General features: G+C 67.4%; 22 protein-coding genes. 10 read left to right on the forward strand and 12 right to left on the reverse strand.

Annotated elements, in window-relative coordinates:
* Positions 1-24: 24 nt before the first annotated feature.
* From N8I71_RS04275 to N8I71_RS04285, 3 genes are read right to left on the reverse strand one after another with little or no spacing between them, the layout of a single operon-like run.
* Entirely contained in the window at positions 25-513 is a 489-nt protein-coding gene (locus N8I71_RS04275) for a TIGR02444 family protein (protein ID WP_262876691.1), read from the reverse strand.
* On the reverse strand, positions 506-1,234 hold the full coding sequence (locus N8I71_RS04280) for a GntR family transcriptional regulator (protein ID WP_262876692.1): 729 nt from the start codon (positions 1,232-1,234) through the stop codon (positions 506-508). The genes N8I71_RS04275 and N8I71_RS04280 overlap by 8 nt, the downstream gene beginning before the upstream one ends.
* Positions 1,235-1,240: 6 nt before the next feature.
* Positions 1,241-2,998, reverse strand: a complete 1,758-nt coding sequence (locus N8I71_RS04285; RefSeq protein ID WP_262876693.1) for a thiamine pyrophosphate-binding protein — start codon at positions 2,996-2,998, stop codon at positions 1,241-1,243.
* 141 nt (positions 2,999-3,139) lie between these two features.
* Between N8I71_RS04285 and N8I71_RS04290 the strand changes: the two genes are divergently transcribed.
* Together N8I71_RS04290 and N8I71_RS04295 are read left to right on the forward strand one after the other, a co-directional pair.
* Positions 3,140-4,570: an aldehyde dehydrogenase family protein gene (locus tag N8I71_RS04290; RefSeq protein ID WP_262876694.1), complete on the forward strand. Its 1,431-nt coding sequence runs from the start codon at positions 3,140-3,142 to the stop codon at positions 4,568-4,570.
* A gap of 37 nt (positions 4,571-4,607) precedes the next feature.
* Positions 4,608-5,399, forward strand: coding sequence for a sulfite exporter TauE/SafE family protein (locus tag N8I71_RS04295; protein WP_262876695.1), 792 nt, complete (start codon positions 4,608-4,610; stop codon positions 5,397-5,399).
* Positions 5,400-5,443: 44 nt separating this feature from the next.
* Here the strand turns inward: N8I71_RS04295 and N8I71_RS04300 are convergent, their stop codons facing one another.
* The 5 genes from N8I71_RS04300 to N8I71_RS04320 form a co-directional block, all read right to left on the reverse strand.
* The gene (locus N8I71_RS04300) at positions 5,444-6,955 is read right to left on the reverse strand and encodes a tripartite tricarboxylate transporter permease (RefSeq protein WP_262876696.1); all 1,512 of its coding nucleotides are present in this window, start codon (positions 6,953-6,955) and stop codon (positions 5,444-5,446) included.
* On the reverse strand, positions 6,955-7,404 hold the full coding sequence (locus tag N8I71_RS04305; RefSeq protein WP_262876697.1) for a tripartite tricarboxylate transporter TctB family protein: 450 nt from the start codon (positions 7,402-7,404) through the stop codon (positions 6,955-6,957). The genes N8I71_RS04300 and N8I71_RS04305 overlap by 1 nt, the downstream gene beginning before the upstream one ends.
* A gap of 96 nt (positions 7,405-7,500) precedes the next feature.
* On the reverse strand, positions 7,501-8,466 hold the full coding sequence (locus N8I71_RS04310) for a Bug family tripartite tricarboxylate transporter substrate binding protein (protein WP_262876698.1): 966 nt from the start codon (positions 8,464-8,466) through the stop codon (positions 7,501-7,503).
* A 440-nt stretch (positions 8,467-8,906) separates the two neighbouring features.
* Positions 8,907-10,532 (reverse strand): UbiD family decarboxylase, encoded by a 1,626-nt coding sequence (locus N8I71_RS04315; RefSeq protein WP_262876699.1) that lies wholly within the window; start codon positions 10,530-10,532, stop codon positions 8,907-8,909.
* Between the two features lie 61 nt (positions 10,533-10,593).
* Positions 10,594-11,073 (reverse strand): Lrp/AsnC family transcriptional regulator, encoded by a 480-nt coding sequence (locus N8I71_RS04320; protein ID WP_262876700.1) that lies wholly within the window; start codon positions 11,071-11,073, stop codon positions 10,594-10,596.
* Positions 11,074-11,171: 98 nt separating this feature from the next.
* Here N8I71_RS04320 and N8I71_RS04325 point away from each other — a divergent pair, with 98 nt between their 5' ends.
* The 8 genes from N8I71_RS04325 (at position 11,172) to N8I71_RS04360 (ending at position 19,821) form a co-directional block, all read left to right on the forward strand.
* Positions 11,172-12,635 (forward strand): aminotransferase class V-fold PLP-dependent enzyme, encoded by a 1,464-nt coding sequence (locus N8I71_RS04325; protein WP_406676068.1) that lies wholly within the window; start codon positions 11,172-11,174, stop codon positions 12,633-12,635.
* A 352-nt stretch (positions 12,636-12,987) separates the two neighbouring features.
* Positions 12,988-14,004: a zinc-binding dehydrogenase gene (locus N8I71_RS04330; RefSeq protein WP_262876702.1), complete on the forward strand. Its 1,017-nt coding sequence runs from the start codon at positions 12,988-12,990 to the stop codon at positions 14,002-14,004.
* Between the two features lie 13 nt (positions 14,005-14,017).
* Positions 14,018-14,434 carry a PaaI family thioesterase gene (locus N8I71_RS04335; RefSeq protein ID WP_262876703.1) on the forward strand — a complete coding sequence of 139 codons (417 nt, stop codon included), beginning with the start codon at positions 14,018-14,020 and terminating at the stop codon, positions 14,432-14,434.
* 10 nt (positions 14,435-14,444) lie between these two features.
* Positions 14,445-15,224, forward strand: a complete 780-nt coding sequence (locus N8I71_RS04340; protein WP_262876704.1) for a VOC family protein — start codon at positions 14,445-14,447, stop codon at positions 15,222-15,224.
* Positions 15,221-16,735 carry a class I adenylate-forming enzyme family protein gene (locus tag N8I71_RS04345; protein WP_262876705.1) on the forward strand — a complete coding sequence of 505 codons (1,515 nt, stop codon included), beginning with the start codon at positions 15,221-15,223 and terminating at the stop codon, positions 16,733-16,735. Before N8I71_RS04340 ends, N8I71_RS04345 begins: the two co-directional genes overlap by 4 nt.
* A gap of 61 nt (positions 16,736-16,796) precedes the next feature.
* Positions 16,797-17,372: an amino acid synthesis family protein gene (locus N8I71_RS04350; RefSeq protein WP_262876706.1), complete on the forward strand. Its 576-nt coding sequence runs from the start codon at positions 16,797-16,799 to the stop codon at positions 17,370-17,372.
* Positions 17,373-17,384: 12 nt separating this feature from the next.
* The gene (locus N8I71_RS04355; protein ID WP_262876707.1) at positions 17,385-18,569 is read left to right on the forward strand and encodes an amidohydrolase family protein; all 1,185 of its coding nucleotides are present in this window, start codon (positions 17,385-17,387) and stop codon (positions 18,567-18,569) included.
* Between the two features lie 40 nt (positions 18,570-18,609).
* Positions 18,610-19,821, forward strand: a complete 1,212-nt coding sequence (locus tag N8I71_RS04360; protein WP_262876708.1) for an FAD-dependent oxidoreductase — start codon at positions 18,610-18,612, stop codon at positions 19,819-19,821.
* A 30-nt stretch (positions 19,822-19,851) separates the two neighbouring features.
* On the opposite strand, the gene N8I71_RS04365 is transcribed toward N8I71_RS04360, so the two are convergent.
* The 4 genes from N8I71_RS04365 to N8I71_RS04380 form a co-directional block, all read right to left on the reverse strand.
* Complete coding sequence (locus N8I71_RS04365; protein ID WP_262876709.1) at positions 19,852-20,796, reverse strand: LysR family transcriptional regulator; 945 nt, start codon at positions 20,794-20,796, stop codon at positions 19,852-19,854.
* A 173-nt stretch (positions 20,797-20,969) separates the two neighbouring features.
* Positions 20,970-21,635, reverse strand: coding sequence for a DUF4286 family protein (locus N8I71_RS04370; RefSeq protein ID WP_262876710.1), 666 nt, complete (start codon positions 21,633-21,635; stop codon positions 20,970-20,972).
* Positions 21,632-22,066, reverse strand: coding sequence for a GlcG/HbpS family heme-binding protein (locus N8I71_RS04375; RefSeq protein WP_262876711.1), 435 nt, complete (start codon positions 22,064-22,066; stop codon positions 21,632-21,634). Before N8I71_RS04375 ends, N8I71_RS04370 begins: the two co-directional genes overlap by 4 nt.
* Positions 22,035-23,000: a dihydrodipicolinate synthase family protein gene (locus N8I71_RS04380; RefSeq protein WP_262876712.1), complete on the reverse strand. Its 966-nt coding sequence runs from the start codon at positions 22,998-23,000 to the stop codon at positions 22,035-22,037. The genes N8I71_RS04375 and N8I71_RS04380 overlap by 32 nt, the downstream gene beginning before the upstream one ends.
* Positions 23,001-23,002: the final 2 nt, after the last annotated feature.

The raw sequence follows: 23,002 nt of genomic DNA on the forward strand, positions 1-23,002 counted from the left end.
TCCCCGATCGGGGAAAGGCGAGGCTCAGGCGACGGCCTCAAGCCGGTCGAGGAAGACCCGCACGAGGCCGTCGGGCAGATCCGTGCCCAGCATCGCGCCATAGGCGGCCAGGCTGCGGGTTGCGGCGTCGCGCGGGGCGAGACCCGTCATGCCCGGAGGCGGCGCGTTCCCCTCGAGCACCGCCTGCTGCAGCTTCTCGGCGTCGAGTTCCACCTTCTTGATCTTGGCGCGGAACCCCTCCTGCGCCTCGCGGTCCGGAAGGTAATCCTGTGTCTTGAGGACCCGCCGCACGGCGCGCAGCGGGCGCACGACCTCCTCGCGCCACGGCGCGACAGCGGCATCGACGGACGCCACGCCGGCTGCATCGTAGGCCCCGCCATCCCGCGCACGGAACAGCAGGTAGAGCATCACGTTCACATCCCCGCCATGGGTGTCCTGGAACGCGATGCAGGAGGCCTGCACCTCAGCATCGTTGTAGAATGAAAGGGAAAAGGGCCAGAACCCGTCAGCCATCGCGCGCCTCCCGCGAAGCGGTTTCAAGATAGTCGACGGCCAGGTCGCCCACCGACCGAACGTGCCGCTCGATCGAGGCCTGGGCGCCCGCCACGTCGCGCGCAAGGATGCGGTCGACGATCTCCTGCAGCTCGGCGGACCGAAGTGCCGCGTTGTCGATCCGGCGCAGCGACCGCGCGCGCAGGAAGCCGATGCGGTTGAACAGCCGGGTGAAGACGGTCTGCATCGGCGGGTTCCCGGCGTGGCCGAACAGCGTCTCGTAGAACGCGGACTTGAGCTGCAGGCGTGCCTTCACGTCGCCCCGGTCGAGCGCATCCGCGAAGGCCCCGCTCAACCGCTCCAACTCGGCGAAGGCGGTCTGCGGCGCGCGGGCGATGAACATCGCGACGGCCGACTTCTCCAGAACGACGCGGAACTCGTATATCTCGCGCGCGGCCTCGGCGGAAATCTCCGTGACGAAGGGGCGGCCGCGCGGGCCGACCGACACCAGTTCCTCGATCTCCAGCTGGCGCAGCGCCTCGCGGACCGAGGTGCGGCTGACATCGAGCATCTCGCACAGCTCGCGTTCCAGAAGACGCTCACCGGGGCGATAGACCCCGGTGATGATCGCTTCGCGCAGCTTGGCTAGCACCTGGTCGCGCAGGAGCATCTGCGGCCGCTCGACCGCGAAGAGGGCGCGCGCGCCGGTATTCGCTTCGTTGCTGTCGCTCGCGCTGTCCATGCCGCCCTATTCCAGCGCGGTGATGACCTCGACCACCGCGAACTGTCCCTGTTTCACCCGGCTGACCGCTTCGCGCAAGACCGGGGCGAGGGTCGCGGGATCTTCGACCACCTCGGGTGCCCATGCGCCGAAGCCCCGCGCGATGCTCACGAGGTCTGCATGCGGTTCCTCGGTGCGCTGGCCGATATGGGCGCGACTGACGTCGCGGCCGCGCTGATGGGCCACCTCGCGCTGGTGCAACTCGTCATTGCCCCAGGAGTGGTTGTTGAGGATCACCATGAGAAGCGGCACTTCCATGTGCGCCGCCGACCAGACCGCCCCCGGCGCCATCATGAAGTCGCCGTCGCCGATCATCGCGACCGGGAAAACGCCGCTGCCCTTGAGCGCCAGTGCCGCACCCACCGCCGCACCGGGGCCATAGCCCACGCCGCCGCCGCCATCGCCGCCGAGGTAGTCGCCCGCGCCCGAGAAGGGGAAATACCCGTCACGCCAGGTGCGATGGTTGCGCACCACGAGACGCCAGTCCTCGTCCTTCACGGCCTGGTAGACCTCGTGGGTCAGCTTCTCCATCGAGATCGGGCTTTCCTCCGAGCGGCGGGCCAATGCCTCCGCGTGCCGCGCCTGGATCGCATCGTGGCGCGCGGCCAGCGCGGCCTTGCGCGCGGCGATGCGCGCGGCGTCACCCCCGATGCGCTCCACCGCGTCCGCCAGCGCCTCGAGCGTCGTGAGCGGATCGGCAAGGATCTGGTCGTCGAGCGGCGGGGTCGGGCCGCCGAAGCGGCTCCACGAGTTGCCGAAGTAGTCGTTGAGCGACACGTCGACGATCCGCGCGCCGGCGGCCCCTGCCCCGGTCCCCATGATGTTGCTGCGACCCACCCCGTACCCCTTGGTGGCAAGTGTCAGGTCCTGCACGTCCACGGCGACGATGAGGTCGGCGAGTTTGCGCACCTCCTTGTCCCCGTTGAGATTCTGGGGATGGAGCGAGGGGAAGCAGACCGTGGTCCGATCATCGAGATAGGCAACGCCCGTAGCTTCCGCGAGACGGACGAGCGGCGCGGTGGCGCGGGCGTCGATCCCGAGGCGGCCGCAGACGATCAACGGCATCTCGGCGTCGAGCAGCGCGCGCGCGACCCGTTCGACCGCGGCCGGATCGGGATGGATGGGGGCAGCAGGACGATAGCGCGGCAGGTCCGCGCCCGAGGCACGCGGCGCGGACAGTTCTTCCTCCTGCAGCCCGGCATCGAGCGAGACATAGACCGGCCCCTTGGGCGCGGTGCCCGCGATGCGGAAGGCGCGCAGCATCGAATCCATCGCGCCGTCGAGTGACGCGGGCTCGTCCGTCCATTTCACGTAAGGGCGCACGAGATCGGCCTGCGTGTTGGCCGAATGGGCCCAGTCGATGAAGCGCCGCTGCCCGGGATCCGCCGGGCCGCTGCCGCCGAAGATCACCATGGGCACCTGGTCGCAGAACGCGTTGAAGATGGCCATGGAGCCGTTCATCAGTCCCACGAGGTTGTGCAGGATGCAAACCCCGGTCTTGCCGGTCGCCTTGGCATAGCCATGCGCCATCGCGACCGCCGTCATCTCGTGGGTGGCGAGCACCATCTTCGGCGTCTCGTCGCCAAGATAGTTCACCAGGGAATCGTGCAGCCCCCGAAAACTGGAACCGGGGTTGATGAACACGTACTCGACCTCGAGATCGCGCAAGGCCTGCGCCATCAGGTCCGAGCCATAGGCCATGTGCAGCGTTTCTGCGTCCCTCATGATCTCCCCCGGTTGCCTATCGTGATTGCCCGCATCGGTAAAACGTATTACGTATTATGTCGGACAAAACAGAATCCCGCAAGCGCTCCGGGGGCACCACCGGCGGCGTTTAAAGGGTACGCCACGGGGAGGATCGCCACCATGAGCCATACGGAGTCCATCTTCATCGACGGCACCTGGCGCGCGCCTGCGAACGGCCGCCCCTTCGACGTGATCGACCCCGCGACCGAGGAGGTCGCCGCAACGATCATGCTGGCCTCCGAAGCGGACGTGGACGACGCCGTGGACGCGGCGCGCAGGGCCTTTCCCGGCTTTGCCGCGCTCAGTCCCTCCGAGCGTGCCGACCTTCTGGAGGCGATCGTGGCGGAATACGACAGGCGCACCGACGCGCTGGTCGATGCCGTGATCACCGAAATGGGCGCGCCCGAAGGATTCGCGCGGAATGTCCAGATCAAGATGGCCCGCGAACGCTTTGAACGCGCGGCGAAAATCGTGCGAAGCTACGACTTCGAACAGATGGTGGGAACTTCACTCGTCGTGCGGGAACCGATCGGCGTCTGCGCCTTCATCACGCCTTGGAACTGGCCGCTGAACCAGGCCGCCTCCAAGATCGCCTACAGCCTCGCGGCGGGCTGCACCTCGGTCTGGAAACCCTCCGAGGTCTCGCCCCTGAGCGCTGTGATCCTGACCGAAGTGATGGACGCGGCGGGCCTGCCGAAGGGTGTCGTGAACCTGGTTCAGGGCGATGGTCCCTCGGTCGGCGCGGCCATGTCCCGCCATCCCGGCGTCGACATGGTGTCCTTCACCGGCTCCACCCGTGGTGGGATCGCGGTGGCCCATGCCGCCGCCGACACCGTCAAGCGCGTCCACCAGGAGCTTGGCGGCAAATCCGCCAACATCATCCTGCCCGACGCCGACCTCGAAAGCGCCGTCGCCACGGGCACGACACGGGCCTTCCGCAACACCGGCCAGTCTTGCCAGGCCCCGACACGGATGCTGGTCCCGCAGGACCGGATGGACGAGGCCGCCGAGATCGCCCGCCGCGCCGCCCTGGCCATGCGCGTCGGCGATCCGCGCGCGCCGGACACCGATCTCGGCCCGCTCGTCAGCGCGCAGCACTGGGCCAAGGTGCAGGGCCTGATCCAGACGGGCATCGACGAGGGTGCGACGCTGGCCTGCGGCGGCCCGGGCCTGCCGGAAGGCTTCAACAAGGGCTACTTCGTGCGCCCGACGGTCTTCGCCGACGTGACCAACGACATGACCATCGCGCGCGAGGAGATCTTCGGCCCCGTCCTGTCGATCATCGGCTATTCCGACGAGGCCCACGCGATCGAGATCGCCAATGACAGCATCTACGGGCTTGCCGCCTACATCAGCACGCCAGATCTCGACCGTGCGCGCGGTCTCGCCCGCAACCTCCGGGCCGGGCGGGTCTACCTGAATTACGCCGCGGCGCGTGGCGATGTGCCGTTCGGCGGCTACAAGCAATCCGGCAACGGGCGCGAACAGGGGGTCCATGGGCTCGAGGACTTCACCGAACTGAAGGCCATCCTGGGATACGAACCGGCATGATCGTCCAAAGGCATTACTCGGGCGGCAACGGCTGAGCATGGAGATCGCCGGCATCCCCATCTTTCCCGGGATGACCGGGTGGGAAATCGCGGCGCTGGCGGCGATCTACGCCATCGCCTTCATGATCAAGGGCGTCTTCGGCTTCGGCGCGGTGCCCCTGCTGATCGTCGGCGGGACTTTCGTCGTCGAGGCGCACCACGCGGTGGTCCTGGCCGCGATTTCCAACCTGATGACCCATGTGCAGCTGATGCCGAACGGCATACGGCACGGGCGGCGGTCGCTGGTGCTGAAGCTCGCGATCTTCGTGCTGCCGGCCATCATCCTCGGGGTCTGGATCTTCGGCAGGCTCAGCGGACCGAACCTGTCGGTCCTGGCCGGCGGGATCATCCTGATGTCGATGGCGATGGACCAGTTCCGCCTGCTTGACCCGCTGCACCCGCTGGTCCGCAAGCACCAGGGCATCGTCGGCCCGGTCTTCGGAACCATCACGGGGCTGATCGCGGGCGTGGTCGGCGCGGCCTCGATCGCCTTCGTCTCGCTCTATATCCGCGCCTTCGTCCCCGGCCGCCAGGAATTCCGCAGCACGCTGATCCTGTTGATCGGCATCGTGCTGCTTTGGCGGATCTCGGTTCTCGGGGTCAGCGGGCACGTCACCACGACGATCATGATCGAGGCGGGACTGCTGCTGCCCTTCGGGTTGGTGGCGGGCTATCTCGGCAGTCTGGTGACGGACCGGCTGAGCGATGGCGACTACTTCACATGGTACCGCGCGGCGCTCAGCTTCGGGGCGCTCCTGATGATCTACCGGGGACTGGCCGGGGGCGCCTGACGTTCACGCCGGCGCGGCCCCGGTCCTTGCCTGCCTTCCCGCCATCACGCCGCGCTGCCGGCCTTGGATTTCATCTTGGCGCGCACCGTCCGGTAGAGTGAATGCGCCAGCAGGATCCCGGTGAGGCACATCACGACCGCCGAGATCGGCCGGTCGAAGAAGAACCCGAAATCACCTCCGGAAATCAGCATCGCGCGGCGGAAATGCTCCTCCATCAGCGGTCCCAGCACGAAGCCCAGCAGGAGCGGCGCGGCCGAGAACCCCAGAACGCGCATCAGGTATCCGACAACGCCGAAGAAGGCGACCGTCCAGACGTGGAAGATGTTCTGCTGCACGCTGAGCGTGCCGATGCAGATGAACACCAGCACCGCGGGATAAAGGATGTAATAGGGCACCAGCAGCAGCCGCGCCCAGAGACCGACGAGCGGGATGTTCAGAACCAGCAGCAGAAGGTTGCCGATCCAGAACGACATGACGAGGCCCCAGAACAGCTCGGGCTCGCGGGCCATGAGGGTCGGGCCGGGCTGGATGCCGTGGATGATCAGCACGCCCAGCATCAGCGCCATGGTCGCGCTTCCAGGAACACCGAGGGCGAGCGTGGGGATGAAGGCCGTCTGGTCGGCCGCGTTGTTCGCGGCTTCCGGGGCCATGATCCCCTCGATCGCGCCCTTGCCGAAACGCTCGGGCGTCTTCGAGATCCGCTTTTCGAAGGCATAGGCGACGAAGGAGGCGATGGACGGGCCCGTGCCCGGAAGCGTGCCGAAGAACGAGCCGAAGCCCGCGCCCCGCAAGACCGGCATCCAGGACCGGCGCCGGTCGTCCTTCGTGGGGATCATGGCGCGCAGGCGGACAGAGTCCTTCGTGACCATCGTCGGCTCCCTCCGGCCCGCGGTCGAGATGATCTCGGCGATGCCGAAAAGGCCGATGGCGAGCGCGATCAGGTTGAGCCCGTCCATGAGGTTGAGCGAGTCGAAGGTGAAGCGCTGCGCGCCCGAGTAGATGTCGGTCCCGATGCAGCCGAAGGCTACACCGAGCGTCACGACCGCCAGACCCTTCGCCGGGGGGCCGTCCGACAGCGAGGCCGCCGCGACCAGCCCGAGCAACATCAACGCGAAATACTCCGTCGGCCCGAAATTCAGGGCGTATTGCGCGATCAGCGGTGCGAAGCCCATCATCACGATGATCCCGATGGACCCGCCCGCAAAGGACGCCACCGCGGTCATGAAGAGCGCGACGGAGGCCCGGCCCTGCTGCGCCATCGGATAGCCGTCGAGCGCGGTCACCGCCGCTGATGTCGTCCCCGGCACGTTCAGGAGAATGGACGCCGTCGAGCCGCCATAGGTCGTCCCGTACCAGATCCCGGCCAGCATGATCAGCGCGGGCGTCGGGTCGAGGTAGAAGGTCAGCGGAATGAGCATCGCGATGGCCGCCAGCGGCCCGACGCCCGGAATGACCCCGACGATGGTGCCAAGAGCGACCCCGAGGAAGCAGTAGAGCAGGTTGGTCGGCTCCAGCGCGGTTTCGAGACCGAGCGCTACGTTGGCGAGGATTTCCATTACCAGCTCCAGTCGAACATCGGGATGGGAAGGTTGAGGCCTTGCACGAACAGCAGCCAGATGGCCGCGCTGAGCGAGATCGACACGAGGAACGAGAACAACGGTGTGAGGCGCCGGTCAGCCAGCGACGAGATGAACACGGTGGCGAAGATCGCCGGAACCACGCCGAGCCGCGGCACGCAGAAGGCGAAGGCGCAGACGGCCGCCAGGATGATCAGTGGCGTCCGGATGGCGAACTCGATCTTGGGTCCGGGCTTGCGCAGCGCGGGCAAGACGATGAGCACGCCGAGAATCATGAGAATGATGCCGACACCCAGGGGAAACGCACCCGCGCCCATGCGGCGGAGAGATCCCAGGTTCATGGTGTGCTGGGCATACCAGGCGAAAAATGCACCGAAGGCGATGATGAGTACGCCGCCCCAGATGTCCTGCCAGTTAGGCTTGTTCATGTCCGCGTCCCACGAGGTCGACTGATCGAGACGATCCGGCACGGACCGACCCGGGGGTGGGGGTGCCGCCCCGGCCGAAACCGGGGCGGCAGATGATCATTCCTGCGACGCCGCGACGGCCACCGGTCCGAACAGCTCGAACTGGGTGACCTGGTAGGCCCGGAACTCCTCGGGGGTCATCAGCTGGACGATGAAGCCCTGGTTCTCGAGCGCCTCGATGATCTCGGGACGCTGAAGAACCTCGTTCACGCCCGCGTTCAGTCGTGCGACGACCTCGGGCGAGGTGCCCGCGGGGGCCGCGAGGCCGAACCAGGTGACCGAGGTCAGGTCCGGGTGGCCAAGCTCGGCGAAGGTGGGAACGTCGGGGTAGGACGGAACCCGCTCGGGGGTCGAGATCGCGAGCGGAATGAGCGTTCCCTCGTCAAGCTGCGGCCGTGCCGTGGAGAAGGTCGTGCCGGTGAACGGGATGTGGCCCGCGACGGCATCGATGACCGCTTCCGCGGCACCCTGGTAGGGCACGTGCTCCACTTCGACGCCGATATCGGAGAAGAACTTGGCCGGGACGAGGTTGGACATCGTCAGCGTGCCGGGCGAGCCGTAGGCCATCGGCGGAGAGGCGTTGCGCGCGGCCTCCACCAGTTCCTCGAGCGTGTTGATCCCGACATCGGGGTTGACGGCGATGACCGTCGGCGCACCGCCCAGCATGGCGATATACTCGAACGAGGTCTGCGCGTCGTAGGTGAGGTTGTCGCGGACCGCGGGCGCGATCACGTTGGTCGACACGTTGATGACGCCGATCGTGTAGTCGTCGGGCTCGGAGTTCGCCATGGTGCCGACACCGATGGTTCCCCCTGCGCCGGTGACGTTCTCGGCGATGATCTCGACGCCGAGCAGCTGGCCCAGCGGTTCCGCCACGGTCCGGCCCAGCGTATCGGCGCCGCCGCCCGGTCCGAAGGGCACGATCATCCGGATCGGACGCTCCGGCCACTCGGCCATCGACGCGGTCGGGACCGCTGCGGCCATCGCCAGGATCGCACCTGCGAGAATTGCTCTTCTGTTCATTTTACTTCCCTCCTGTTGTCCGGGTACGGGACCCGTTTGCTTGTGACTGTGGAAGCGCCTCGGTCGATTAGTCCAGCGCTATTCCGCCTCTCCACCCCTCCTTGGTGGTAGCCGGTCTCCTCCCCGGCGCGATCCCATGAACGGTTTATGTCATGGGCTTGCCCCGCGAACGTGTCGGGCCTTTCCGGGGCCCGTCCCGCGCATCATCCGGCTGGCGATCTGCGGCCGGGTCGCCCCGGCCCGCCACAGCGACGCTGCGCGCGACCTCGGTCTCTCAGATGTCGTGCCGGCCCTCCCTTCGCTTCGTGAGTCTCGAGTGGCGGCGGCGCGCCCGCGCGCCCGCGCCAGTGAAACATCCCATGGCCACCGGGCGCAAACCCCGCGCCGTCCCCGTCGCGACGGGAGGAGCCGGGCCGCGGACATGGGCGATGGCCCGCATCTCAGCGGGCCGTCGGCGGCTTGGCCGCGAAGTCCGACCCGCGCAGACACATCCGCCCGCGAGGATCCTGCCAGAGCCGCTCGGTGGCATGCAGCTGCCCCAGAGCCCGCGCGACGATCGGGAAGGCATAGTCCGAGAATGCCTCGGCGATGGCCTGGTAGTAGACCGGCTCCTTGCCGATCATGTCGGCGATCTTGTCGGCCAGTTCGGCAATCTCGGCATGCTCGGCGGCGGCGCGACCTTCGGCATCCGCCTTGCCGGCCACGTAGTCGTCGATCTTTGCGGTATCCGCATAGGCATAGGCGATGCGTTCGAACCGCTCCTTCGGGATACCCTCGCCGATGGTGGCGTCGATGCCCACCTTGGCCGTCGTGGGCACGACCCCCACCGGCGTCGGCGCCAGCGACGGGTCGAGCGGCTTGCCGCGCGCGCCCGGAATGACGATCACGTCGCGGTCCCCCTGCACGCGCGTCGCGATGGCCCATTCCACGTCCGTCGCGTCGAAGACGTCGATGTCCTCGTCGACGACCACGACATGCTTGATGTCCATCACCGACAGCGCCGCGAGAAGCGCGTTCTTGCCCTCGCCCGCCTGCTTGCGGATCGAGATGACCACGTGCCAGAAGGCGCAGCCGCCGAGGGTGACGTTGATGTCCTTGACGTTGATGCCCGCGGTCTTCAGCGCCTGCCGGATTGCGGTGTAGCGCGTGGGCGCGGCAAGCCAGGTGTTCTCCCAGGGCATGTGCAGCGCGTAGTAGACGGCGTCCTTGCGGCGCAGCACGGACTTCACCCGCACCAGCGGGTTCCAGTGCAGACCGCCCATGAGCCGGGTGAACTCGCCGAAGCGGCCCTCGGGGTGGACCCAGCCCGTGGGCAGGATCTCGGCCTCGAGCACGATCTCGCTGTCGGCGATGTGCGGCACGTCGATCGTCTGCCCCGCGCCGAGCGCCACGGGCATGCCCCGGATGCCGCCCGCGATCGCCATCTCGTCCATGCCGAGCGGCGCGCGGAAGCCCGAGCCCATGATCTCGTAGGGATGGTTGCCGATCGAGATAGAGATCGGCAGCGGGCGGCCGGCCTCGTAGGCGCGCTGCGCGAACAGGCGCATGTTGTTCGGCGTCACGATGTCGATGCCGGTCAGGTTCCGCTCCTTCACCATGAAGCGGTAGATGCCGGAGTTCATTCCGTATTCCGGGTCCCGGGAAATCACGATGCCCGCGGTGATCATCGGCCCGCCGTCATGGACCGAGGACATCGGGATCGGCAATTCGTAGAGGTCCACATCATCGCCCGTCTGGATCACTTCCAGCGTGCTCGATGTCTCGACCCGCACGGGCGACACCGGCGCGTCGATGGCGGCCTTCAGCTTGGCCTCGATCTGGGGATAGTCGGTGCAGCCCATCGACATGATCGCGCGCTTCTGCGACCTTATGATGCCCGACACGACCGGCATGTCGTAGCCGATCACATCATGGAACATGAGCGCCTTGTCGGACTGGTCCACAAGCGTCGCGATGTGGCGGATATCGACGGGCTGGTGCAGGTCCACCAGTTCACCGGCCGCGCGCAGCCGTTCCAGAAAGTCGCGAAACGTCTCGTCGTCCTGCTGCTCTCGTCCGTCCTTCATTGCTCTTCCCGTCCCGTTTTCGGTTTCCTGTCGCGCCCTGCCCCGGCATGGCGCGGTTCGATCAATGGGTCAGCCGCGCCATCAGCGGGCGCCCCTCGAATATCGTTTCCATCGAGAAATACCCGGTCACCGTCGCCAGATCGAAATGCTCGATCAGCCGGATGTAAACCTTGTCGTATCCCGACATGCTGGTCGTCACGACGCGGATCAGGTAGTCCCACTCCCCCCCGATGCGGTGGAACTCGGTCACCTCGGGAATCGCCTCGACATGACGGCGGAAATCGCGTGACCATTCCCCGGAGTGGTGGTGCGTCTTGATCATCATGAACACGGTAAGATCGAGGCCAAGCGCCTCGCGGTTCAGAACCGAGCGCGACCCCTGGATGACCCCGATTTCCTGCAGCCGCTTCAACCGCCGCCAGCACGCGTTCAGGGAAACATCGACCCGCTCTGCAAGCTCACGTTGAGAAAGCCCGGCGTTCTGCTCAATCGCAAGTAGAAGCCGGCGATCAACTTGATCTAGTTCGATGCCATCCTTCATAACAAACCTTGCACGTTTCGCCCATTTGCGGGGTAATTGTGTGGTGATTCCACGGTTGAGTGACGATATTGTTCTACGCGGTAAGGGAAGGTGCGGCAATGTTTGATTCGTCCCCGACAACGCTTTTCGAACGGTTTCAGGCCTCTCTCGGAGGCCCGGACGCCCTTGAGACACTGCGTTCAGGGCTCATCGGCAAGGATATGCCCCTCGCCGGCCCCTTCGGCCCCAAACCGATCCTCTATTGCGACTACACCGCCTCCGGCCGGGCGCTTCTCCAGACGGAGCGATTCGTTCTTGAAGAGGTGCTGCCCTGGTACGCCAACAGCCACACCGAGGCCTCGCACTGCGGCGCGCGGATGACGGAGATGCGGCGCGCGGCCAGGGCCCTCGTGGCGCGCTCCTGCGGCGCCGGACCGGAACATGCAGTGATCTTCTGCGGCTCAGGCGCGACCGCGGGGATCAACCGGCTCGTGCACCTGTTCGGGATCGCGGCGGCGGCGGCGCGCGGTGAACGGCCCCTGGTCCTGATCGGCCCCTACGAACACCACTCCAACATCCTGCCCTGGCGCGAAAGCGGCGCCGAAGTGCGGCAGCTGCCCGAGGCCGAAGGCGGCGGGCCCGACCTTGCGGCGCTGGACGCGGCGCTGGCCGGGGCCGCGGGGCGGCTGGTGGTCGGCGCCTTCTCGGCCGCATCGAACGTGACGGGCGCGCGCACCGACGTCGCCGAGGTGACCCGCAGGCTTCGCGCGGCCGGGGCGAAATCCGTCTGGGACTACGCCGCCGGCGGCCCCTACCTGCCGATCGCGATGACCCCGGACGCAGGTGCGGAGCTCGACGCCATCGTCCTCTCGCCGCACAAGTTCGTCGGCGGCCCGGCCAGTTCGGGCGTGCTGATCGTGCGGCGGGACGCCGTCGTGACCGAACGGCCCAGCTGGCCGGGCGGCGGCACGGTGAAATTCGTCTCGCCCGAGGGTCACGACTACAGCGATTGCCTGGAGGCGCGCGAGGAGGCCGGCACACCCAACGTGATCGGCGACATCCGCACGGCGCTGGCCTTCGCGGTGAAGGAGGCGGCGGGCCTCGACCGGATCGCCGCGCGCGGCGCCGCCCTGCGCGACATGGCGATCGCGGCCTTCGCCGCGGAACCCCGGATCGAGCTTCTCGGCAATCCCGGCGGCGACAGCCTGCCGATCCTGTCCTTCCGCGTCCGCGACACCGAGGGACATCTCGTGCATCACCAGTTCGTCACGCGGCTCCTGAGCGACCTGCATGGCGTGCAGGTGCGCGGGGGATGCGCCTGCGCGGGCCCCTATGTCCACGATCTACTCGGCATCGACGCCGAGGCCTCCGAGCACATGCGCCGGGCGATCCTGGAGGGGCGCGAGACGGAAAAACCGGGCTTCGTCCGGATGAACCTGTCCTATCTCCTGACCGACGAGGAGGCCACGCGCGCCATAGGTGCGGTGCTCGACGTGGCGCGCCGCGCGCCGTCGCTGTTGCCAGCCTACGACGTCGATCCGGCCTGCGCGATCTTCCGCCCGAAGCGGATGGACGCCGCATGAGCGATGGGCAAGAAAAACGGTCCATGTCGACAATTGGCCGGGCGAGGCGGCGGAGCGTTCGAACGCTGCGCGCCGGTCGTGCCCGGTCGTGACTTCGAAGGAATGACGGTGAACACTCGCGACACGTCACTGCGCGGAACGCACGGCCCTGCCAAGGGACACGGGGCTGTGCCACCCGTCGCGGGCCCGTTCACCGCCTGGCGCCGCCATGGCGCCGCCACGGCCGGGGCCGCACCGCCCCGGCCGTGGACAGGGAGCTGCAGACCACCGTGACCCATCGACCCCTGCCCTGCCCGCGACCCGCGTGGCACAACCACGACAGACATCGAAACCAGCAACGAAAAGAGAAACCATGTCCAAGACTATGAAGGCCCTCGTGCTGCGCGAACACGGAGATCTCGACCAGTTGAGCGTCGTGAACGACTACCCGCGTCCCGAGGTGAAACCCGGCCACGTGGTCATCCGGGTCGGCGCATCCTCGTTCAACTACCACGACGTGTTCACCGTGAAGGGCATGCCCGGCATCAAGGTGCCGATGCCCGTCATCATCGGCCTCGACATGGCAGGCGAGATCGTCGAGATCGGCGAGGGTGTCGAAGGCTGGTCCACGGGCGACCGGGTCCTCGTCAATCCGCTCTGCCCCGGTGTCGGCCTCATGGGCGAGATGCTGGACGGCGGAATGGCGGAATACTGCGTCGTCTCCGCCGGGCAGCTGATCCGTATGCCCTCCGATGTCAGCTATGTCGATGCCGCCTCGCTTCCGGTGGCCTATGGCACGGCGCACCGGATGCTGGTGACGCACAACACCATCAAGAAGGGCGACAAGGTCCTGATCCTCGGCGCCTCAGGCGGCGTCGGCACGGGCTGCGTGATGCTCGCCAAGCAGATGGGCTGCGAGGTCATCGCCTGCGCCGGAAGCCAGGACAAGCTCGACCGCCTGAAGGAGCTGGGCGCCGACCACGTCGTGAACTACCGCGAGGAGGATTTCTCGAAATGGGCCATCGCCCAGTTCGGCAAGCCGCAGCGCCGGAATTATGACGGCGGCGTCGATGTCCTCATCAACTTCACCGGCGGCGACACCTGGATCCCCTCGCTCAAATGCGTCAAGCGCGGCGGTTCGATCCTGACCTGCGGCGCGACCGCCGGCCACGATCCCAAGGAAGACCTGCGCTACATCTGGAGCTTCGAGCTGAAGATCATCGGTTCGAACAGCTTCTACGACGACAACCTCGCGGCGCTGATGGACATGATCCAGGAAGGCACGCTGAAGCCCGTCGTCGACAAGGTCGTCCCGCTGGAAGAGGCAGCCGAAGGCCTGCGCCTGATCCGCGACCGCGAGGTCATGGGCAAGGTCGTGGTCACGCCCTGAGGAAGGAAACGAGATGTCAGAGACAACGATGACCCCCGCCGAAGTCGAGGCCAAGCTCCTGCGCGGCCCGTTCCACCAGTGGCTCGGACTGAAGGTGACGGAGGTCGGAGACGGCACCATCACCATCACAGCAACCTGGCGGCCCGAATGGGTGGTGAACGCCGACGCCGGCTACACCCACGGCGGCATCCTCGCCACGCTCGTCGACCTGACGGCGGACTGGGCGCTGGTGTCCCAGACCGGGCGCGGCGTACCGACCGTCGACATGCGCGTCGACTATCACCGCCCGGCGATGCAGCAAGACCTGACCTGCAAGGGCCGGGTCGTGAAATCGGGCAAGGCCCTGTCGGTCTGCGAAGCCGAGATCTTCGACGACCAGGGACGCCTTCTGGCCAGTGGGCGCGGCGTCTACGCCATGCCCAAGGCCTGAGGGAGACGCGATGGCAGCCCTCGACCATGTCGTGATCAACGCCCTGCGCGACACCGACGCGGCCGAGGCGCTGTTTTCCGCCCTCGGCTTCCAGCTGACCCCGCGTGGCTACCACACGCTGGGGTCGGTCAATCACCTGATGATGACCCCCGGGGCCTACCTGGAGATCATCGGCGTCCCTCCCGAGGGACGCCAGCGTCAGGAGGTGCTGGACAGTCCGCGCGGCCTGAACGGGATCGTCCTGAAGATCTCCGACGCCGACGAGACCTTCGCCCGGCTGGTGGCGGCGGGCTTCGACCCGTTGCCGCCGATGGACTTCTCCCGGCCGGTGACGGTCGGCGACGAAGAACATGTCGCGTCCTTCCGCACGGTGCGGCTCAAGCCCGATTTCTTCGGCGGCGGGCGCGTCTATTTCTGTCACCATCTCACGCCCGACCTTGTCTGGCGTCCCGAATGGCTCGACCATCCCAACGGGTTCCGTGCCATCGAGTGCATCGAGATCGAAAGCGACGATCCGACGGCGACGGCCGAGCGTTTCGCCTTGGCCTTCGAAGGCAGGGTCGAAGCGGGCGCCGTCCCGGCGCGCGTCGTGCTCGACGACTGCGAGATCCTCGTCCATGCCGGACAGCGCGAGCGGATGCGCGCCACGCGCCTCCGCTTCGGATCGCTCGACGGCATCATCGCCCGTGCGGAGGCTGCGGGGATCGCCGCGGCCGAGACCTCGCCGGGATGCGTGACCCTCAACCTGCCGGGCCTCGATACGACGCTCGAGTGCCGGAGTGACACATGACCGGCTCCCTCAACCTGGGTGATTTCCTCGACCGATCGGGCGACCCGGACCGGACGCTCTTCATCGAACCGGCCGCCGGTCCGGAGCCGAAGGTCACCACGCTGTCGGACTTCGACGCGCGCTGCAACGCCTTCGCCCGCGGACTTCTGGCGCGCGGCATCGCCCGGGGCGAGCGTGTCGCCATCCTGTCGGCAAACCGGGTGGACTATATCGTGGCCTTCATGGGCGCGATGCGCGCGGGGATCGTGCCCGCCCCCGTGAACCACAAGCTGCCGCGCGCGACGGCAACCCAGGTCGTCGCCGATTCCGGCGCCCGCCTGGTGCTGTTCGATGCCGCGCGCGAGACGGAACTCGACCGTGGCGCCCTGCCCGGCGTGGCCTTCGCGGGCTTCGACGACCCCGGTCCCGGCGGGTTCGAGGCACTTCTCGATCCCGGCGCGTTCACGCCCGTGACGCCCCGCGAGGACGAGACCGGCTTCATGATGTTCACCTCGGGGTCCACAGGCCGACCCAAGGGTGTGCTTCTGTCCCACGGCTCGCACCGCTGGACCGCCGAGATGCGGATGATCCAGACGCCGATGAAGGGCGAGCGGGTGCTGATCGCGGCGCCGCTCTACCATATGAACGCGCTGGCGCTGTCGCTGCTGGTTTGCGCCGGCGGGGGCGAGTGCGTGCTGCTGCCGCAGTTCGAGGCGGCGGCCTTCATCGACGCGATCGGCCGCTTCAAGGTGACCTGGCTCACCGCCGTGCCGCCGATGATCGCCATGATGCTTCAGGAGAAGGAGGCGCTGGCGAAGGGCGACCTGTCCTCCGTCGGCACCGTGCGGATGGGCTCGGCCCCGGTCAACGACGCGCTCGACGCCCAGATCCGCAACCTCTGGCCCAATGCGCGCGTCATCAATGCCTACGGCACCACCGAGGGCGGCCCCCTCGTCTTCGACGCGCATCCCGATGGCCTGACGCCGCCGGTCGGCTCGGTGGGCTACCCCCATGCCGCGGTGCAGGTCAGACTGACCGGACCCGACGCGCCCGACCGCGGCGTACTCGAACTCAAGAGCCCGGCGGTCATGAGCGGCTACCACAACAGGCCCGACGTGAAATCCCCGATCACCGAGGACGGGTTCTACAGCACGGGCGACGTCTTTCGCCGCGACGAGAACGGGTTCCACTTCTTCCTCGGGCGCGACGACGACATGTTCGTGTCGGGGGCCGAGAACATCTTTCCCGGCGAGGTCGAACACGTGATCGAGACCCACCCCGAGGTGATGCAGGCCTGCGTCGTTCCCGTGGCCGACGAGATCAAGGGGACCAAGCCCGTGGCCTTCGTGGTGCGGCGAGAGGGCTCGACGCTCGATGAGCAGACGCTGAAGAGCTACGTCCTCGACAACGCGCCCGCCTACCAGCATCCGCGCCGCGTCTGGTTCATGGACAAGCTGCCGCTGGCCTCGACCAACAAGATCGACCGCAACGCCCTGCGCGCCCGGGCCGAGGCCGAGGTCAATGGCGGTTGAGGTCAAGCCCGGTCCCTGACGGACGGCGTCGGAACGGCAGATTTCGCGGAGGAGCACGAGAATGCAGATCAGGAAGATCTTCACCCAGGTCGAGGACATCCATTCCGAAGCCGGCCGGGACGCCTCCACGCCCCTGCGCAAGGTCGCGGTGGTGGCGGTGGTGAAGAACCCCTTCGCCGGGCAGCCCTACCGCGAGGACCTGTCGGACCTGACGGAGGCGAGCGCCGCCATCGGCCGCGAGATAACCGCCCGCGCCGTCGCCGCCATGGCGCCCTACGAGGCCGTCAGCTACGGCAAGGGGGGCGTCGTCGGCCTGAACGGCGAACAGGAGCATGTCGTCGCCATGCTGACCACGGTCTACGGCAACGTGATGCGCGAGGCGGTCGGCGGCGGCGTCGCCTGGATCTCGTCCTACACCAAGCGCGCCGCACCGGGCGAAGTGGTGCAGATCCCGCTCGCCCACAAGGATGCGCTCTACGTCCGCTCGCATTATGACGGGATGGAGGTGTTCCTGTCGGACGCCCCCCTGCCCGACGAGATCGCGATCATCTGCGTCTATGCCAACCGTGGGCGTCTGAACGCACGCGTGGGCGGTATCGCGGCCGACGAGATCGAAGGCGTCGACGGGCTTCGCTGAAAGGGCCGGCAGATGAAGACAGCGATCGTCAATCTCGGCACCATCGTCAGCGGCGACTGGCGCGCGCCTTTCGCCGAGGGCGACGCGATCCTGTGCGAGGACGGGCTGATCGCGGCCATCGGGGCCGAGGCCGACCTCGACATCGGCGCGGCCGACGTGGTCATCGATGCAGGGGGCGCGACCGCCGTGCCCGGCTTCATCGACAGCCATGTGCACATCACCTTCGGCGACTACACGCCCCGGCAGAAGACCGTGGGTTTCCTCGAAAGCTACCTGCACGGCGGCACGACCACTTCGATCAGCGCCTCCGAGGTGCACACACCCGGCCGCCCTTCGGACCCGGCCGGAGTGAAGGCGCTCGCCATCGCGGCGCAGCGCTGTTTCCGCGAATTCAGACCGGGCGGAATGCGTGTCTTCGCGGGCTCCGTGATCCTCGAGCCGGGGCTGCGCGACAGCGATTTCGCGGAGATGGCCGCCGAGGGCGTATGGCTGGCAAAGGCGGGCTTCGGCGCCTTCGCCAATCCGATGGAATACGCCCCCTACATCGAGATGGCGAAGGCGCACGGCATGGTCACCACCATGCATACCGGCGGCGCATCGATCCCCGGTTCCTCGCCGATCTGGGGCGATCATGTCATCGCCGTCGCCCCCCATGTCTCGTTCCACGTCAACGGCGGTCCCGTCGCCATGCCGGACGCGGATTTCGAGCGGGTGATCCGCGAGAGCGGGGCCGCGCTCCAGATCTGCACGGCAGGCAACCTTCGCACGGCGCTCCTGTGCCTGGAGACGGCGCGCGCGCTCGATGCGTTCGACCGGGTCCTGATCGCGACGGACACGCCGACCGGAAGCGGCATCATGCCGCTCGGCATGATGTACACGATCACGCACCTGTCCGCGCTCGGCGGGCTCGAGCCGGAACTGGCCATCGCGGCGGCGACCGGCAACAACGCACGGGTCTACGGCCTCAACTCCGGCATCCTGCGCACGGGGCGCGACGCCGATATCGCGATCCTGGACGCGCCGCTGGGCGGAAGCCGGGACACTGCGCTTGCGGCCATCGCGAACGGCGATCCGGCGGCCGTGGGCGCGGTCGTCACCGCTGGCGTTCCGCGCTTCGTCGGCCGCAGCCGCAACACGCCCGCCACGACGCGCCCGGTCACCGTCGTCCGGAGCACGCTGGTGCAGAGGTTCGAATAGACCGCGCCCCGCATTCCGGCAACGATGAGGGAACGAAAGCATGACGAAGGATACTGTCATCATCGCGGGCGGCGGGCCCGTGGGCCTGATCACCGGACTGGGCCTGGCGCGGGCCGGCGTGCCCGTCACCATCTTCGAGCGGTACGAGGAATTGCCCGACGACCCGCGCGCGGCGACGGTGCATCCCGCGACGCTGGAGCTTCTGGCCGAATACGGCATGGAGGAGGACGTCCGGAAGGCGGGCCTCGTTTGCCCGACCTTCCAGCACTGGGACCGCGCCACCGGCGAGCTGATCGCCGAGTTCGACCATGCCGTCCTCGCCGGCGAGACCGAGTTTCCCTACGTCGTCCAGTGCGAGCAGTTCAAGATCTCGCGCATCGCCCTGGCGCTTCTGGCGAAGGAACCGCTGGCCGAGCTGCGCCTCGGGGCCGAAGTGACGGGCTTTACCCAGGACGCAAGCGGCGTGGACGTGACGGTGCAGGCGGGCGATGCCGAGGAACGGCACCGCGTGTCCTGGCTGGTCGGCGCGGACGGGGGCCGCAGCACCGTGCGCAAGGCGGCCGGAATAGAATTCCGCGGCTTCACCTTCCCCGAACAGTTCATGGTCCTGACCACGCCCTTCGACTTCGAGAAACATCGCGGGTTCAGTTACCGGAACTACCTGTCCGATCCCGAGGAATGGGCCAACTGCTTCAAGGTGGCGGCGGACGGCCCGCCGGGGCTGTGGCGCATCGTGCTTCCGGTCGATCCCGAGAAGGGCGAAGCCGAGCTGCTGTCCGACGAAGCGGTGCAGGGCAAGATGCAGAAGTTCTTTCCCAAGCCCGATGATTACGAGATCGTGCACCGCAAGCTCTATACCGTGCATCAGCGCGTGGCCGAGACCTTCCGCAAGGGTCGCGTGCTGCTGGCTGGGGACGCGTCGCACGCCAACAATCCCATCGGCGGAATGGGACTGAACGGCGGGATCCAGGACGGTGCGAACCTCGCCGACAAACTCGGGCGGGTCTGCGCGGGCGAGAGCGAGGATCTCCTCGACCTCTACGACAAGCAGCGCCGCACGATCGCGACGGATTTCGTCCAGCGCCAGACGATCGAGAACAAGAAGCGGCTGGAATCCCGCGACGAGGCGACCCGGCAGGAGAACTTCCGCGAATTGCGCGCCATCGCCGCCGATCCCGAGCGCGCCCGCGTCTTCGTGCGCCGGGCCGCGATGCTCGAGGCGCAGCGCAGGGCGGCGGCGACGGTTCTCTAGACGTCCACGCCGCGCGACCGGCCCGCCGGATCAGTCGGGGACATCGCTCGGGTCAGCCGTTTCCGGGGCCGGCATCTCGCCGTTCGACGTCCGGGCGCAGACGCTGAGGAAACGCCGCCTCGAGACGCTCGTCACGTGCCGGTGGAAGGCGACGTTCAGCGGAACGGTCACGTCGTTGTCGTCGGAAAGCGCGCGATAGACCACGTTGGGCAGCCGAAAGGCCTCGGCGGTGCGCGGAACCACCGTGATGCCAAAGCCCGTGGCCACCATGTTGATGGCCGAGATCACCCGCTCGGTCGTTCCCACCACGCGTGGCCGGAACCCCCTCGCCGCGCAGGCCTCGATCAGCGTGTCGTAGATCCCCGCCCCGTTGCTCTGGCGGTACATCACCCAGTCGAGCGCGGCGAGGTCGTCCAGGCACAGCGGTTCGGGCGCGCCGTTGGCCAGCGGGTGCTTGCCCGGTATCGCCACCACCATCGGTTCCTTGGCGAGCGTGTTGCGGGTCACGAGCGGATAGCGGTCCACCTCCGACCGGACGAAAGCGAAATCCAGCCGTTCCTCCTCCAGCAGCCGAAGGAGGTCATGGTTCGCGCCCTCCTCGATCTGCAGCGAGACGAGCGGTTGGGCGGCCCGGAATTCCTCGATCACCGAGATGCAGATCGGGTGCACGGAGGCCGAACTTGTCATCCCGATCAGGAGTGTCCCTTCCTGCCCGAGGTCGAACTTGCGCACGCGGTCGATGGCATCCTCGGCGGACGCCAGAATGCGCCTTGCATCGGAGAGAAAGACCTTGCCCGCCGCGTTCAGCGTGATCCGCTTCGGCCTTCGGTCGAACAGCTCGACGCCGATCTCCTGTTCAAGCTGCTTGATCTGCTGGCTGAGCGGCGGCTGTTTCATCCCCAGCCGGGCGGCGGCCCGGGTGATGTGCTCCTCCTCGGCGACGGCCACGAAGTAGCGCAGGTGGCGAAGTTCCACGAATGACCCTCCGGCTGTGATGTCGCCTGGCGGCGCAAGGTCATGCTACGTCGATGAATATTCCGTTTGTATCGACGCCGGCGTTTTCGGGGGCTTCCGGCAGCATGGGCGACGGTATGCGGGGGCGCCGAACGACGCCCCGCGCGAAGGCCGGGATATGTCCCCCGGTCCGGTCAGGACGCCTTCACCGCGTGGTGCCGCCCGCCGAAGGCTTCGAACAGACGGTAGCGCCCCTGGCCGAACCAGGGATGCCGCGTCATGCGATCACGAAATTCGGTCGAGCGGGCGGCCGCCCGTTCCGGCGACGACAACGCATCCCGCGAGGCGAGGTAGTGGATCGTCAGCCGCGTGTAGCGCACGGGCTCGGCCACCGGGAGCGAGAAACGCCGGATCGCCAGCCAGTCCTTGCACCCCATCAGAAGCGGCGCGTGATCCTCGGTCATCCAGGCGTCGAACTCCGCCTCGTCCTCGGCCGGCACGTCGAACATGCTGGTGAAGATCAGCGGCGCGGTGATGCCGGCCTCCAGATCGCCATGGCGGCCAAGCTCGGCCCCGATGAAACGGGTGAAGTTCGACACGTTGGCGAGCATCCACTTCGTCTCGTCGCTCGGATCGGTCTTCACCTTGTCGTATTCGGGCGTCTTCAGCGCATCCGACGACGTCAGGTCGTAGACCACGAGGTAATCCTCGTCCTCGTCGGATGTGTAGCGCTGCGCCCCCTCCCAGCCGTCCAGCACCATGCGGACCGGGATATGGTCCTCGTGATACCAGGTGTTGAAGCGGTCTTCCCATTCGGGTGCTGGCCGCATCTCGGAGTAGAGGATCGTCTTCCCGATCATGCCTTGAGACCCGTCTCGGCGTGGAAATACTCCAATGCGGCCTCCGCCACCTGGACATCCTCGCCGGCCGTGCCCGAACTGATGCCGATGCCGCCCACGATCTCGCCGTTCACGGTGACGGGCATGCCGCCCCCGATGATCGAGAAATGGCCGCCATTGGTGATATGGATGCCGAAGGTGGGCTGCCCGGACTGGCACAGCTGATTGTAGACATGGGTCGGCTTGCGCGCCGTGGCGGCCGTGAACGCCTTGTCCACCGCGATCGAGATCGACGAGATCTTGCCCCCGTCCATCCGGTCGAACGTGATGAGATGCCCCGACTCGTCGCAGACCGCGATGCACATCGGGATCCCCATCTCGTCGGATTTCTTCACGGCGCCTTCGATCAGCACCCTGGCCTCAGCTATCGACAACCTCGCGACCGTCAGCATGCGTTTCCTCCCTTTGCTTGCTGGTCCTGTTCTGCACCATGTCGGTGGTGGCGAGATAGGCGTGCAGCTTCTCCAACGCGTCACCGCTGACCGGCTCGTAAGGCGGATAGGGCGCGCCGGCGGGCACACCAAGGTAGTTCAGCGACGCCTTCATCACGGCGGCGAGGCCGAAGGGCATCCAGCGCGCGGGCCAGACCGTGAACTGCCGCTGCAGCCGCTGCGCCTCGGCGATGTCGCCGGCCACGAAGGCATCGGTCAGCTTGCGCGCGATCAGCGCCGCCGGCGCCGGTAGCGTGACACCAGACCCGCCGAGCGACAGGGTGGCGAGATACATCTGCATCGTCGTGAAATAGTGCGCGTGACCGGCGTGCTCGATTTCCTCGACGAGCCGCGAGACGCGCGCCAGGTCGCGGGAGCTTTCCTTGACGTAGGCGATGCCATCGAGACTGGCGAGTTCCACCGTCGCGGGCAGTGGCACGTCCGCGCCCGGACCGGCATTGAGGTAGAGCATCATCGGCAGGCCCGTCTCGCGCAGGACGGCCTCGTAGTAGGCGACATGCTCGGACAGTTTCGCGGGCCCGCCGGTGGGCCGGTTCGGCGCGAGCAACTGAACCACGGACGCCCCCGCCGCCTCGGCGAAATGCGCCAGCTCGACGGCGATGCGGAAGGACGGGTGCGAGATGCCGGCCACCACCGGCGCGCGCCCGTCCACCATCTCGATCGTCTTGGCCATCAGCTCCTTGCGGGCCTCGAAGTCGAGATACTGGTACTCCTGTGCCTCGACCCCGGCCGCGACCACCATCGCGGCGCCGCAATCCTCCACCACGTAGTCGACGATGCCCGCCAGCTTGTCGTAGTCCACCTTTAGATCATCGGTGAACGGTGTGACCGGCGGAACGATCGTCCCCGGCAGCTTCACGTCAGGAAGTTTCATCG

The organism is Roseicyclus sediminis (assembly GCF_025515305.1).
GTDB classification, from domain to species: Bacteria; Pseudomonadota; Alphaproteobacteria; order Rhodobacterales; family Rhodobacteraceae; genus Roseibacterium; species Roseibacterium sediminis.

Bases quoted from the DNA above. Each gene is read 5' to 3' on its own strand.
- N8I71_RS04275 (WP_262876691.1), bottom strand. From the start codon at position 513: ATGGCTGACGGGTTCTGGCCCTTTTCCCTTTCATTCTACAACGATGCT.
- N8I71_RS04280 (WP_262876692.1), bottom strand. From the start codon at position 1,234: ATGGACAGCGCGAGCGACAGCAACGAAGCGAATACCGGCGCGCGCGCC.
- N8I71_RS04285 (WP_262876693.1), bottom strand. From the start codon at position 2,998: ATGAGGGACGCAGAAACGCTGCACATGGCCTATGGCTCGGACCTGATG.
- N8I71_RS04290 (WP_262876694.1), top strand. From the start codon at position 3,140: ATGAGCCATACGGAGTCCATCTTCATCGACGGCACCTGGCGCGCGCCT.
- N8I71_RS04295 (WP_262876695.1), top strand. From the start codon at position 4,608: ATGGAGATCGCCGGCATCCCCATCTTTCCCGGGATGACCGGGTGGGAA.
- N8I71_RS04300 (WP_262876696.1), bottom strand. From the start codon at position 6,955: ATGGAAATCCTCGCCAACGTAGCGCTCGGTCTCGAAACCGCGCTGGAG.
- N8I71_RS04305 (WP_262876697.1), bottom strand. From the start codon at position 7,404: ATGAACAAGCCTAACTGGCAGGACATCTGGGGCGGCGTACTCATCATC.
- N8I71_RS04310 (WP_262876698.1), bottom strand. From the start codon at position 8,466: ATGAACAGAAGAGCAATTCTCGCAGGTGCGATCCTGGCGATGGCCGCA.
- N8I71_RS04315 (WP_262876699.1), bottom strand. From the start codon at position 10,532: ATGAAGGACGGACGAGAGCAGCAGGACGACGAGACGTTTCGCGACTTT.
- N8I71_RS04320 (WP_262876700.1), bottom strand. From the start codon at position 11,073: ATGAAGGATGGCATCGAACTAGATCAAGTTGATCGCCGGCTTCTACTT.
- N8I71_RS04325 (WP_406676068.1), top strand. From the start codon at position 11,172: ATGTTTGATTCGTCCCCGACAACGCTTTTCGAACGGTTTCAGGCCTCT.
- N8I71_RS04330 (WP_262876702.1), top strand. From the start codon at position 12,988: ATGTCCAAGACTATGAAGGCCCTCGTGCTGCGCGAACACGGAGATCTC.
- N8I71_RS04335 (WP_262876703.1), top strand. From the start codon at position 14,018: ATGTCAGAGACAACGATGACCCCCGCCGAAGTCGAGGCCAAGCTCCTG.
- N8I71_RS04340 (WP_262876704.1), top strand. From the start codon at position 14,445: ATGGCAGCCCTCGACCATGTCGTGATCAACGCCCTGCGCGACACCGAC.
- N8I71_RS04345 (WP_262876705.1), top strand. From the start codon at position 15,221: ATGACCGGCTCCCTCAACCTGGGTGATTTCCTCGACCGATCGGGCGAC.
- N8I71_RS04350 (WP_262876706.1), top strand. From the start codon at position 16,797: ATGCAGATCAGGAAGATCTTCACCCAGGTCGAGGACATCCATTCCGAA.
- N8I71_RS04355 (WP_262876707.1), top strand. From the start codon at position 17,385: ATGAAGACAGCGATCGTCAATCTCGGCACCATCGTCAGCGGCGACTGG.
- N8I71_RS04360 (WP_262876708.1), top strand. From the start codon at position 18,610: ATGACGAAGGATACTGTCATCATCGCGGGCGGCGGGCCCGTGGGCCTG.
- N8I71_RS04370 (WP_262876710.1), bottom strand. From the start codon at position 21,635: ATGATCGGGAAGACGATCCTCTACTCCGAGATGCGGCCAGCACCCGAA.
- N8I71_RS04375 (WP_262876711.1), bottom strand. From the start codon at position 22,066: ATGCTGACGGTCGCGAGGTTGTCGATAGCTGAGGCCAGGGTGCTGATC.
- N8I71_RS04380 (WP_262876712.1), bottom strand. From the start codon at position 23,000: ATGAAACTTCCTGACGTGAAGCTGCCGGGGACGATCGTTCCGCCGGTC.